General features: G+C 61.9%; 8 protein-coding genes and 1 pseudogene. 7 read left to right on the top strand and 2 right to left on the bottom strand.

Translation table 11 applies throughout. The features are described from left to right. Positions 1–31: 31 nt before the first annotated feature. From pruA to HNP00_RS12070, 3 genes are all read left to right on the top strand, one after another. The gene (gene pruA, locus HNP00_RS12080; protein WP_184739333.1) at positions 32–1,657 is read left to right on the top strand and encodes an L-glutamate gamma-semialdehyde dehydrogenase; all 1,626 of its coding nucleotides are present in this window, start codon (positions 32–34) and stop codon (positions 1,655–1,657) included. Between the two features lie 475 nt (positions 1,658–2,132). Beyond that, complete coding sequence (locus HNP00_RS12075; protein WP_184739331.1) at positions 2,133–3,425, top strand: FAD-binding oxidoreductase; 1,293 nt, start codon at positions 2,133–2,135, stop codon at positions 3,423–3,425. A gap of 180 nt (positions 3,426–3,605) precedes the next feature. Further along, entirely contained in the window at positions 3,606–4,604 is a 999-nt protein-coding gene (locus tag HNP00_RS12070; protein ID WP_184739329.1) for a LacI family DNA-binding transcriptional regulator, read from the top strand. Between the two features lie 112 nt (positions 4,605–4,716). On the opposite strand, the pseudogene HNP00_RS12065 reads toward HNP00_RS12070, so the two are convergent. Together HNP00_RS12065 and HNP00_RS12060 are read right to left on the bottom strand one after the other, a co-directional pair. Further along, a pseudogene (locus HNP00_RS12065) lies at positions 4,717–5,561 on the bottom strand (formylglycine-generating enzyme family protein). Positions 5,562–5,839: 278 nt separating this feature from the next. Then, positions 5,840–7,621 (bottom strand): sulfatase, encoded by a 1,782-nt coding sequence (locus HNP00_RS12060; RefSeq protein ID WP_184739327.1) that lies wholly within the window; start codon positions 7,619–7,621, stop codon positions 5,840–5,842. 314 nt (positions 7,622–7,935) lie between these two features. On the opposite strand from HNP00_RS12060, the gene HNP00_RS12055 reads away from it, so the two are divergent. From HNP00_RS12055 to HNP00_RS12040, 4 genes are read left to right on the top strand one after another with little or no spacing between them, the layout of a single operon-like run. Further along, complete coding sequence (locus HNP00_RS12055) at positions 7,936–9,471, top strand: ABC transporter substrate-binding protein (RefSeq protein ID WP_184739325.1); 1,536 nt, start codon at positions 7,936–7,938, stop codon at positions 9,469–9,471. 56 nt (positions 9,472–9,527) lie between these two features. Next, entirely contained in the window at positions 9,528–10,469 is a 942-nt protein-coding gene (locus HNP00_RS12050) for an ABC transporter permease (RefSeq protein ID WP_184739323.1), read from the top strand. Continuing rightward, positions 10,466–12,271, top strand: coding sequence for a dipeptide/oligopeptide/nickel ABC transporter permease/ATP-binding protein (locus tag HNP00_RS12045; protein ID WP_184739321.1), 1,806 nt, complete (start codon positions 10,466–10,468; stop codon positions 12,269–12,271). The genes HNP00_RS12050 and HNP00_RS12045 overlap by 4 nt, the downstream gene beginning before the upstream one ends. Further along, a complete protein-coding gene (locus tag HNP00_RS12040; RefSeq protein WP_184739319.1) occupies positions 12,268–13,098 on the top strand; it encodes an ATP-binding cassette domain-containing protein in 831 nt (276 codons plus the stop codon). Before HNP00_RS12045 ends, HNP00_RS12040 begins: the two co-directional genes overlap by 4 nt. Positions 13,099–13,102: the final 4 nt, after the last annotated feature.

Below are 13,102 nucleotides of genomic sequence, written 5' to 3'. Positions count from 1 at the left end.
TAGAACCCATCCCCCACGGAAGAGGAACACCATGGACGCAGTGACAACCACACCGGCTCCTATCAACGAACCCGTTCTGAGCTATGCACCGAACAGTCCTGAACGAGCCGCTCTGACAGAACAGATCGCGACCCTGAGCAAGGAGCAGAGGTCCCTCAAGGCCTATATCGGCGGATGGGTCGAGGGCAGCGGCGACGAAGTCCACGTAGTCCAGCCCCACAACCACAGCCACGTGCTTGGGGTGCTTCGCAACTCCACCCAGGACGACACGAAGAAAGCGATCTCAGCGGCCGCCGAGGCCGCGCCGGCCTGGCGTTCACTGCCCTTCGACGAACGGGCCTCCGTCTTCCTCAAGGCAGCCGACCTTCTCGCCGGTCCATGGCGGCAAAAGCTCAACGCCGCGACGGTCCTTGGCCAGTCAAAGACCGCATTCCAGGCCGAGATCGATGCGGCCTGCGAACTGATCGACTTCTGGCGGTTCAACGTTCACTACGCCCGCGGAATCCTCGCAGAACAGCCAATCGCCAACTCCCCCGGCGTCTGGAACCGCCTCGACCACCGCCCCTTGGAAGGTTTCGTCTACGCGATCACACCGTTCAACTTCACTGCCATCGCAGGCAACCTGCCCACCGCACCGGCGCTTATGGGCAACACCGTTATCTGGAAGCCCAGCTCCTCCCAGCAGCTGGCCGCAAGCCTGATCATGGAACTGCTCGAAGAGGCCGGCCTGCCGCCAGGAGTCATCAGCATGCTGCCGGGCTCCGGGCTCGACGTCTCGGAAGTCGTCCTGGCCAGCCCGGACCTCGCAGGCATTCACTTCACCGGCTCCACTCCCCTCTTCCAGAAGCTCTGGGGCACTGTTGGGCAGAACATCGCCTCCTACCGCTCCTACCCACGCCTCGTTGGTGAAACAGGAGGCAAGGACTTCGTCATCGCCCACCCGTCCGCGGACCCGGATGTGGTCCGGACCGCGCTGATCCGCGGCGCGTTCGAGTACTCCGGCCAGAAATGCTCCGCTGCGTCCCGGGCCTACGTGGCGCGCTCGGTGTGGAACCGGATGCGCGATGATTTCCTCACGGAAGTCGACGCGCTGCCCATGGGTGATCCCGCGGACTTCAGCAACTTCCTCGGCGCCGTCATCGATGAGCGAGCCTTCCGCAAACACGAATCGGCCATCGCACGGGCCCGGAAGACCCCGGGGCTGGAGATAGCTGCCGGAGGACAAACCGACGACTCCGTCGGATGGTTTGTCCGACCCACCGTGATCGTAGGCGAAGACCCCACCGATGAAATCTTCACTACCGAATACTTCGGCCCGATCCTGGTAGTTCACGTCTATGAAGACGGCGACTTCGAAAAAGTCGTCAGCCAAGCCGAATCCGCATCCCCGTACGCCCTGACCGGAGCGATCATCGCCCAAGACCGCGCAGCCATCAACTGGGCCAGCAAGGCGCTGCGCTTCGCCGCCGGAAACTTCTACGTCAACGACAAGCCCACCGGCGCCGTCGTGGGCCAGCAGCCCTTCGGCGGCGGTCGCGCCAGCGGCACCAACGATAAGGCCGGCGCCCCCCAGAACCTCTTGCGCTGGACCAGCACACGATCCATCAAGGAAACCTTCGTTCCCGCGGTCGACTACCGCTACCCGCACATGGCCTAGGCCGGGAGGAGTCAACAATGCGGCGAAGAACCCTGATTGGCGCGGGAACCAAAATCCGAAGGGTGATGCGAACCGGGGAACACTGCCCGGCAGCGGGCTGGTGGGAAACCGCCGGCTCACCTCTACCGCAATTTATCCCGGAGGGCAGCCTCATGCCATCCTTCGAAGGCCGTTCTGTCACTTGGGCGGCCGCTGAAAAGCCAGGACAGGCTCCCGCCCCTCAACGCAAGGAAGGGGCGGCGTGATGGCAGCGCAACGTCTTTGTCCGGAGAAGGCTGCGCAAAACAAGAATCGAGCGCAGGCCGCCGCCCGGGCCGACGCCGAATGCGATGACGGCTGCCCCTACTGCTCAAGCCCTGAAACGGACTGAGCCGCGGCAGCTTGCCACCCAGACGCTACCGTCACCTTCTGCAGGTGCCAGGGGCATTTACCCGTGGCATCTGCAGGCGCCCCCCATCACCAAGGAGACAATCCGATGAACCTTCCCAAGACTGCCGACGTCATCGTCGTCGGTAGCGGAATCACTGGAGCCGCCACAGCGGCTGCAGCAGCCGCCCGCGGAGCCAACGTCGTTCTGCTCGAGAAGGAAGTCGGACCGGCCCGGGAGGGCTCCGGCCGCGCCCAAGGATCCCTGCGTGTTCAGGGCCGCCACGCCGCCGAATTCCCGCTCGCTCAGGAGGCGTTGCAGCTCTGGACCGAGGCCGCGGAGGAAGGCGACTTCGAAATGGTCACCGGCGGCAACCTCTACTTCCGCACGAGCGAAAAGGAACTGCCGGTCCTGCAGGGCCTGGTCAAGGAGGCCCATAAATCCGGCCTTACCAACGTGCGATTGTTGGATGCCGAGCAGACCCGCGAAATCATGCCCTGCGCGACGGGCCCGTTCTTGGGCGCCATGTGGAGCCCGATCGACGCCCAATGTCAGCCCGAAAAGGGCACCGCCCACTTCGTTGGCCGCGCCCAACGGAACGGCGCGCATGTTGCGTTCGGCGTGAAGGTCACTCGACTCCTGGAAAGCTGTGGGCGCATTTCGGGCGTGGAAACCACTGAGGGCCGCATCCAAGCCGGCGCAGTCGTCGTCGCCGCGGGCGTCTGGACCCCGCACCTGGTCGCGACCGTCGGGCTGAAAGTGCCGATCATGCCAGTCGTCATGTCGGAACTGGAGACCGAGGAACTCAAGCCCCTCTTCGCCCAGACCATCCGGGCCTTCGGATTCGGGGCCCGACAGAGGCCTAATGGGAAGGTCGTCGTCAGCGCAGGACTGAATGCCAAGGTTGCCCACGGCATCTCCCTCGCCGACTTCAACGGCCTGCGTTACTGGCTGCCTCGGGGCATGTCGTTCCGGGAGAACCTCAAGGTGTCACTGGATGTCCCCCGCATCCTCCAGCAGATCCGGCACCTTTCGACCTTCAGCACCGCGCTCGTTCCACAGGAATCCCCCGAGCCCAAGTGCGACCGTCCCCTTGTCCGCGACTCGTTGGACCGGCTCTCCAACGTCATTCCCGCCATCCGGGGAGCCCGAGCAACACGCTATTGGGGAGGGCTCGTCGACATGACCCCCGACGGGCTGCCCATCATCGACGGCGGAGCCGGCCCGCTCGGGCTGACCATCATCACCGGATTGGCCGGCCACGGACTTGCCCTCGGGCCGGTCCTCGGCGAGATCGCCTCGGACCTGTCCCTGGACGCACACACACACCGCGCCCTCGAATCCTTTAGGCTTGCCCGCTACACCGACGGTCCCATCCACAGGCCGGCAATGATGATCTAAATGCGGCCCTGCTAGCCAGGAGGGGCTGTCACGAAAATTTGTGCACCAAGACAGGTACCCGTTTCCTGAAAGACCACTGCCGAGCTTCCCTACAAGGGCGCAGCAGCCCTGCCGGAGATCAATCCGACTCCCCCGGATGATCCGAGCCCCCCTTCCGTTTGATCATGGGAGGATTAGGAGATGAGCATCAAAGAGAAGGTCGCACGGCCTGCAACGAGCCTAGACGTGGCCCGCCTGGCAGGTGTGTCCCGGACGACCGTCAGCAGCATTCTCAACGGGGACGAGGCGCGGTTTCCGGAGGCCACGCGCGACCGTGTCCGCGTTGCTGCCGCCAGGTTGAATTACCGGCCATCATCTGCCGGCCGGTCCTTGGTGCGGGGCCGAAGCGACACCATTGTGATCGCCCTGCCCAACAGTACTTTCGGCAACAACCTGCAGGACGCCGTCGATGAGGTCGTGGCACTTACACAGCCATACAGCGGCAACGTCGTCGTTGGTTTCGCCAGCGCCACACCCAGCCAGACTGTCGCAGCAATGCGGGCGTTGCGACCTCTTGCCGTGTTGAACTTCGGCGCCCTTTCCAGCGCCGACACCACCGCCTTGGAAGATTCCGGGACTATTGTTGTTCCTGCTGTCCGCGGGACCTCGTCTTCGCAGACGATCAGTGACGGTGGAATCGGGCAGTTCCAGGCCGATGCCTTGCTTCAGGGAGGCATGCGGGCTCTTTGGTTTGCGGCGCTGAGTGACTCACGCCCGGACCCCTACGGGGATGTGAGGTTCGCCGCGCTGCGTGCATATTGCCGGGACCGGCAGTTGCCCGTGCCCCGGCGCATCGATGTCCCACTGACGCTAGAGGGCTCGGTCGGGGCCCTGCGCAGTGTGGTGAGCACTGGCGAGCCGGCTGGCGTCGTTTGCTTCAATGACGAGGTCGCGTTGGCCATTCTTGCAGCGGCCAGGGAAATGAGTGTCCCGGTGCCGGACAGCATCTCCGTGATCGGAGTGGATCACATTGCTGCCGGCCAGTTCTGGGCACCGCGGCTTACGACAGTAGAGATTGACATCCGCGGCGTCGTAAGGGATCTTGCTGAGGAGTTGAAAGAGCGGCTCGCCGGAGGCGATCCTTCACCCTCGGAGTCTGCAAATCTCCATTTCCGACTGGTGCAGGGCGGCACCACTTAGGATAGGTTCCGGATCAGGCGGCACCGCTGTTGCCAGGGTGCTGTGAGTACGCCGCCCGAGACTGACCGGAGCTCACTGGTTCGGTCACAGTGGGCGGTTAACTCGCTCAGCGCTAGGGCGTGGATGCTTCCAGCAGTGGCGCGTGAGGGAAGTCTGCTACAGTCCGGAACCCGCAGTTTCCGCTCGAAGATTCCGGACTGTTGGACGTTCGAGCGGCGACCCGATATCGGTTGCAGTAAGACTCGTGGCAGAGATATGAACCCCCGCGAATGACCCGTCTGGATCCCGAAACCGGGCCCGCGGGGTTTTCTTTCGGCGACGTCCGGTAGTAATCGGGGAGGTGCCAGTCCGAGCACCATTCCCACACGTTCCCGGCCGTCTCGTACAGCCCATACCCGTTGGGGACAAAAGACTTCACGGGTGCAGTTCCGAGGAATCCATCCTCTTCAGTGTTCACAGTGGGAAACCTGCCCTGCCAAATGTTGCACCGGTACTCACCATCAGGATTTAGCTCGTTTCCCCAACCGTACCGTTTGCCGGTAAGGCCTCCGCGGGCGGCGTACTCCCATTCGGCCTCTGTCGGGAGCCGCCGGCCCGCCCAGGTGCAGTAGGCCCGTGCGTCATTCCAAGACACGTGGACGACGGGATGGTCGGGAACGTCGGATCAGTGCGAGGAAGAACCCGCCGGATGCGCCCAATCCGCCCCGCGGACGTCAAGCCACCAAGGCGCGCTGGCCACCCCCCTAAGATATCGGACTGCGGTGCCTTGACGAGCAGATGGAACACCGCTGAGGTGCCGTGTACCTCAGCTTCTGTTCGATGCCCTGTCGACTGCACGAAGTTATCAAACATTTTGTTTGTTACAGCGGTCGCGTCCATGCGGAACGAGTCCACCCGCATTTCGTGCACCGGGGTTTCACCATCCGACGAATAGCCCTCGCCGAAGGCATCGCCCATCAGAAACGCGCCGCCGGCCACGACGACCTCTGACTGCTCCGCCGCGCTGCCATAGATGCCGCCGGTCGAATCTAGGCTGCGCCCTTCAGCGGTGAGTCGCGCCGGCCTTTGCAACTCAATCACCTGCGGGCTCCTGGCCGACGGTGCGCAGCAGCTGCGATCGTGACTGGTGCCAGGGCCGGGGAAACCGCTCTTCATTTTCAGCGCAGGAGCTTCGAAATGCTGATCCCCGTCCGTCATGTGGTGCATAGATTCGTGGCCCTCATCGTTGGAGCGCGTCATCGTTGAGCAGATCCCGCTAAGTCAACAGGTAGAACAACAAGTCCGCCGAGTGCTTGCGCAAAGTCGCACAGCTGTTGGGCGGTTACTGCCGCATAGGCAGCCATGTCGAGAACACTCATGCCTGGCGGCACCGACACCATCTCCGTGCTCACAAGACCAGGCAAGTGCTTTTCGGCCAGAGGCCGGACCCCATCGAGCTGCAGCAGCTCCAGGAAGGGCTTGACCAACAGCTCCTTGGCAGGCAGATGATCTATAGGCGGTAAAGGCGCGCCTATTTCGGCGGCGCGGGCTGCCTGCTCCCGGACCAGCAGATGCGTCGCGTCAGGTTCGCAATCGTACGGCATCCCGAGCCTGTCAAACTGGCTCCTGGGCGCTTCGGACTCATGCATCCGCCGGGCCAGCAGTCGAAGCATCTGCAGCTCGATTGCGTCGTCCTGGATAGAGTGGCCCTGAGCGGGATCAACAGCAAGATCGAACAGCAGGGTGCCGTGCTGCCAAGGGTTGGTCCACGTCGGGAGGGCCGGCGTCCGCATTGTGCGGACTCCCTTTGTAAATGAAAAGGGCTCGGCCGGCTCCCAGGCGGCGAGTTCAGCCACAGAAAACCGTGCCCGCATATGGGTTGGCATGAGCGTGTACTCCTCCAGCGGCCCGTTCGACTGGTCCACAGCACCGCGCATATACACGTACCGCCCGTCAGTCACATTCACGTGACCGCCGTGGATGCCGAAAAGCGCGCCTTCGTGACCTTTCCCGGCGGCGGCAGCGGGTGCAAGAGCGAGGTCGTCGCCCTGCATGTCCGGTGTCGGCTCCAGACCGAACCATCGCAGGACGGTCGGGGCAATGTCGATGGTCTGGGCCAGGTCCCCGCGGCGGGTATCCCGTGCCGCGTTCCGCGGATCCCACATGAACATCGGCAGGTGGACCAGTTCGTTGAACCAGGGTTGCACGGACTTAGCCCACCAGCCGTGCTCCCCGAGCATGAAACCATGGTCCGTGTTGACGATGAGGAGGGTGTCCTTCCACAAGTCGAGTTCGTCCATCATGTCCAGGACCCGGCCAAGCGATTTGTCGCACATGGACACCAGCGCGGCGTATTCATAGCGGGCATGCTCAACCTGTGGACGCGGCTCGACGACCTTGCGGTAGCCCGGCCAATCAAACCCCGGACCATCGTATTCGTGAGGGTACTTGTCCTTGTAGCCCTGGTGAGCGAAGAAAGGCTCGTGCGGATCGAACAGTTCCAGCTGGAGCATCCAGTTGTCCGCCGCAGCGTTCGTCTCCAAGAAGTGGATGCCGGCTTCCACCGTGCGCGTCTGCGAGTGCTCGGCCTCGGTTGGCATGTACGTCCTGTTGATCCGATCCTGACTGTGTCCGTCCACAAAACCCCTGGGCGCCACCACACCCTTCCACGGATCTCCCTCCTGCCCCCGGAAGAACTCCCAGGTCGTATATCGGGTGTGGTAAGTAGCCCCACCGTCCTCCCAGTAGTGCGGGTGGTCCGAAACAAGGTGTGTGTGGATGCCCGCATTCCTCAACATCTCGGGCATTGAATCGTCAAAGGGCTCCAGCGGTCCCCAGCTGCGATGCATGAAGTTGTAACGACCGGTATGGAGTTCCCGGCGCGCCGGCATGCAAGGCATTGACCCGGCGTAGAAGTTGTCGAATGTTACTGTCCGGCTGGCCAGGCGGGCAAAGTTCGGCGCATCAACGAAAGTATCGGCATAGGGGCTGAGCATATGCCTGTTGAGGCTGTCGAACATGAGAATGATGGTCTTCATTGACTTTGAGCCTTTCGTTTTCGGAAGCCCACGGCCGGATCGACTGGGTGCAAGAGCCTTGGCGCCAATCCAAACATAGTCGCACAAGTGCCGCGTGACACTCAAGACATCAGGCCACTCAGCCTTTGCGTCCCTCAACTCTGCCGACACAGGACTTGATGATTGCCGAAACGGAGGATATCGGCGACTGAGCCACTGCTGTGGACTTAATCACACGTACCAGTCTATGCTGAGTGTCACGTGCCACCTTTTCCGCCGACGGACGTTCTCGAAGCGAGAAACAGGCACCTAAACTCGAATGACAAGGGAGTCCCATGAGAACGAAGCTCGCTACACGAGCTGCGGCCGTCACAATTGTCGCGGCCTTTACCTTGGCTGGTTGCTCATCAGGCGGCGGCAGTAGTCAGAACAACGCAGCCCAGGTCGATCGGACGCTGCAGCTGGCAATAACCGCACCGCCGTCCAACTTCTCGATCGGAAACTGGTCCGGCGGCGATGCGACGCTGTTTAATTCGGTGTACGAGGACGTTTTGGGTTTCGGCGTTGACGGCAAGGTGGAACCCGGGATCGCGGAAACCTGGGAATACAACAATGACAGGACCCAGCTGACCCTCCACATCCGAAAAGGGATGAAGTTTACGGATGACACCCCGGTAGACGCTCAGGCCGTTGTAGCCTCCCTTGAGGTTGCGCGCAAGGGAGCGTCAACGTCGCAGAACCTCTCAGCGGTTACATCTGTCAAGGCCACCGACGGCTCAACAGTAGTTGTTGCTCTGTCACAACCGGACGCCGCGCTGCTGCCCAGCTTGGCCAGTACCGTCGGTGCCGTAGGCGCGACCAAGGTACTGACGGCGGAAAGCTCCAAGCTGGAGCCCGTCGGTTCCGGCCCTTACGTCCTGGATAAGTCGCAGACGACAGTAGGCTCCACCTACACCTTGGTACGCAACGACGGTAACTGGAATGCCAAAGCCTACCCGTTCAAGAAGGTCGTAGTAAAAGTTATCCCTGATGCCACAGCCGCGCAGAACGCTCTGAGGTCCGGTCAGCTCGATGTTTTGCCAGCTGCCGGCACAAAAGAGACTGTGGCGCAGTTCCCTCAGAGCCAGTTCACTACGGGGGAAAACAAGGCGACCGCGTTCGGCGCGCTCTGGATTGTTGATCGTGAAGGAAAGCTGGTCCCCGCACTCAAGGATTCGCGTGTCCGCGAGGCAATAAACCTCGCTTTTGACCGAGATTCGATCGCGAAAAACCTGACAGGGCCGGGATCCGCTCCTACGAACCAGGTCTTCAGCCCGAGCGGCCAGGCCTTCAGCAAGGACTTCTTGAGCAAGACTCCGTTCGACCTCGATAAAGCCCGCAAGCTGATGGCGGAGGCCGGCTATGCCGATGGATTCACGGTCACGATGCCCAGCACACCTGTATCGACTACCTTCGAGTCGACGCTGACGCAGTCCTTGTCCGACATCGGAATAAAGGTGAAATGGGAAACGGTCCCCTTCCAGGACTTTTATCCGAAGGTCTTCGGCGGAAACTATGGCATGTTCTTCATGTACAACGGATATAGCGGCTCTGACGCACAGGATGTTAAGGCTAGCCTCTCCGGCATTTTTAACCCCAACCAGAACACGACACCAGAGCTGCAAAAGCTGCTAGCAGCAGCCAACTCAGCTTCTGAGGCGGATCAGGGCGCAGCCTTCCGTGCCGTGAACAACTATCTCGTCGAACAATCGTGGAACGCGCCTCTGAATTCCACGAGCGGGTACTACGTCGCCAGCAACAAGGTGAAGTACACGCCGCCTGTGAGCTACGGGCAGAACGTGAAGCCGTACGCGCCGGCGGACTCTAAGTAGCACCACCAACACAGCGGCGCGGGGCTTGTCCCCCCGCGCCGCCACCTGGAGCAATTATGATCATCTTCCTCTTGCGGCGCATCGGCGCCGGCCTTGTTCTGATTTTCGTGGTCACTGCATTTACATTCTTCTTGACCTACGGTGCCAATATTCCCGTTGCCCGCAATCTGCTTGGCAATAGTGCAAACGCCGAACAAATCGCAACGCTGAACGCCCAGCTCGGGCTCGACAAACCTATCTTCGAACAGTACTTCAGGTGGCTCACCAGCACCCTGCACGGCGATCTGGGAACGTCCTACTTCACCAACCAACCAGTCGCGGAAGCCCTAGCAGCCCGCTTGCCTGTGACGCTCTCCGTTGTTGTCGTTGCCTCGATCATCACGATCCTCGTCAGCTGCGCGCTCGGGGTCGCCTCGGCAGCACGTGGCGGCATCATCGATTCGATACTTCAGGGAATCTCAACCATCGCTTTCGTTTTCCCCGGAATCGTCCTCGGAATCCTCTTGGTGTTCATTTTCGCAATCCAGCTGCAGTGGGTACCCGCTATCGGATACGTACCCTTCGCCGAATCGCCGAGCGCCTGGTTCCTTTCAATCATCATGCCTGCAGTCGTCCTGTGCATCGGCGGGATCGCTGCAATGGCGGCGCAGGTCCGCGGCTCTCTCATTGATGAGCTCGGCCGTGAGTACGTGCGCACCCTGAGAAGCCGTGGCACCTCGGAGCGCTCAATTCTGCTCAAGCACGCGCTCCGAAATGCAGCCGGCCCCGCGCTCACCACCTTTTCACTGCAATTCATCGGGATGTTCGGCGCCGCCCTCTTTATTGAGAAGATCTTCGCATTGCCCGGCTATGGGACGTACGCGTTCAACGCCACCATCCAGGGTGACCTGCCCGCGATGCTCGGTGTTTCCCTGTTTGGTGTCGGTCTGGTCGTCGTGGTCAATCTCCTCGTCGACATTGCGGCCGGCTGGCTCAACCCCAAGGCGAGGACTTCATGACCACCACCGATATCGAAACGGTCGTACAGGCTGACGCACCGGCGAAACGTGCCGGCGCATTAAGAAGGCTGCTGCGCAGACCGCTTGGGGTGATGGCACTCTTCATCCTCGCTTCGCTGATAGTTCTGGGCCTACTCGAACCGGTGCTGAATACGCATCCCCCGACCTTCAGCTCCCTCCAGCATGTCAACGCCCCGCCGGGCACCCCCGGATGGCCTTTCGGCGGCGACCAGTACGGCCGAGATATCTGGGCCCGCGTCCTCTCCTCGATTAACGTCTCGCTGATTTCCGCACTCATAGGCGCGGGAGTCGGCCTTATGGTAGGTGTGGGGTTCGGTCTCATTGCAGGCTACGTCGGTAAACGCACCGACGCTGTGTCGTCATGGGTCTTCAACCTGCTCATGACCTTCCCCTCCCTCGTACTCATCATCATCCTTTTCCCTGTGACCGGCGGGACGTTCCAGTCCACCATGGTCATCTTTGGATTCTTCCTGGCACCCGGCATTTTTAGGCTCGTTCGCAACCTTGTAGTCGGCGTACGGAACGAACTCTACGTTGACGCCGCACGGGTCTCGGGACTTTCCAACCGCCGGATCCTTACCCGTCACGTGCTCTACGTCGTACGCGGACCCATCATCATCTCCGCGGCTTTCCTGGCAAGCGCTGCCATCGGCGTACAAGCAGGTCTGGCCTTCCTGGGTTTCGGGGCTGCCCAGGTCAGCTTCGGTGCTATGACCAGCGACGCTTTCGTTAACATCTACAGCCAGCCGGTTCAATTGGTGTGGGCGGCGGGCTTCCTTGCCCTGCTGAATGGCTCCCTTGTGCTGCTCGGGAACGCATACCGCGATGCACTCGCCGCGCCCCAGGCCACCGTGAAGCGCCGCCCCCGCCGCCTTCTCGGTGAGGCCGTCATCAAACCTGCAGTCTCAGATACTCCGTCTTCCAAACCGGCTGCGGATGCAACAAGCGGGCTACTCACCGTTCGCAACTTGTGGGTAAAGTATCCGCAGCCACACGGCTCCGAGAAAGCTGTCGTCAGGGGTGTCTCCTTAGATGTTGCTCCAGGCGAAATCGTTGGACTGGTGGGTGAGTCGGGGTCAGGTAAGACTCAGACCGCGTTTTCGGTCCTCGGGCTGCTCCCCAAGGAGGCCTCCGTCAGCGCGGATGCTCTGGCCGTCGCGGGCGAGTCGCTTCTGGATAAGCACGCCGGAGCTATGCGACGACTGCGCGGCAGCGCCATTGCCTATATCCCACAGGAGCCGATGGCGAACCTTGATCCGTCCTTCACGATCGGTAGCCAGCTGGTTGAAGGACTGTCAGCGGGGATGTCGCGGCGCGAAGCGAAGGACACGGTGCTCCAACTGCTGGCCCGCGTGGGCATCACAGATCCGGTCCGCACGTTCAAGTCCTATCCCCACCAGATCTCCGGTGGAATGGCCCAACGTGTGCTCATCGCCGGAGCAGTTGCCGGACGACCGAAGCTGCTGATCGCCGACGAGCCGACGACCGCACTCGATGTCACAATTCAGGCGGAGATCCTGGACCTGCTCCGCGACCTTCAAGGCGAGTACGGCATGGGCGTCCTGCTGGTTACCCACAACTTCGGCGTCGTCGCTGACCTTTGCGACCGCGTTCTAGTGATGCGCTCAGGCGAGATGGTCGAATCCGGGAACGTACGGTCCATCTTCCATCAGCCCCAGCATCCTTATACCCGAGAACTGATCGCGTCGATCCTCGACGAAGAAACCGTTCGCACAGACCCCGCGCCGGGTTCGGCGCGAACCCACGAGGAGGCACTATGACCGCGCTGCTCACCGTCTCGGACCTACGGCTTCGATACCCGGGAGGAGGATTCCGGAAGCCCTCGCCTGAGGTTCTGAAAGGCGTGTCGCTTGAGATCGCGCCCGGTGAAACCCTGGGTCTGGTGGGTGAGTCCGGCTCCGGAAAGACCACCCTCGGGCGTGCCGTGTTGGGATTGGCCGCCCCCACCGGAGGTTCAATGGTCTTCGGAGGCAAGGACATCACGCGTATGCCTCAGCGTCAACGGCGTCCCCTCGCACAGGATCTCCAGGTGGTTTTTCAGGACCCATACACGTCACTCAACCCGGCGCTGCAAATAGCGGACATCCTTTCCGAACCCCTCATCGCACAGGGCGTCGACGCCAACGAAGCCCGTAAGCGGGTAGGTGAACTCCTCGACCGCGTCCAGCTGCCCGCGAACGCGGCGGAGCGCTATCCCCGCGAGTTCAGCGGTGGCCAGCGCCAGCGCGTAGCCATCGCGCGGGCCGTTGCTCTTAAACCCAAGCTCATCGTCTGTGATGAACCGGTGTCGGCCCTTGACCTGACGACGCAGGCACGGGTGCTCGAACTGCTCATCGAGCTTCAGCGCAGCACCGGCGTGTCCTATCTGTTCATCACCCACGACCTGTCCGTGGTGCGGCATATCAGCCACCGGGTCGCGGTGATGTACCGCGGCGAGCTCGTGGAAACGGGACCGGTCGCGGAGGTAACAAACAACCCGAAGAACGAATATACGCAAAGGCTGCTACTCGCCGCCCCCACCGCGGACCCGGACCGACAGCGGGAGCGCCGTGAGGCGCGCCGGCAGCTGCTCGCGGCCGCTGGCTAACTCC

Origin of the sequence: Arthrobacter sp. AZCC_0090 (genome assembly GCF_014207375.1) — a bacterium.
Taxonomy (GTDB): domain Bacteria; phylum Actinomycetota; class Actinomycetes; order Actinomycetales; family Micrococcaceae; genus Arthrobacter.
This window is presented reverse-complemented; position numbering and strand designations above follow the sequence as displayed.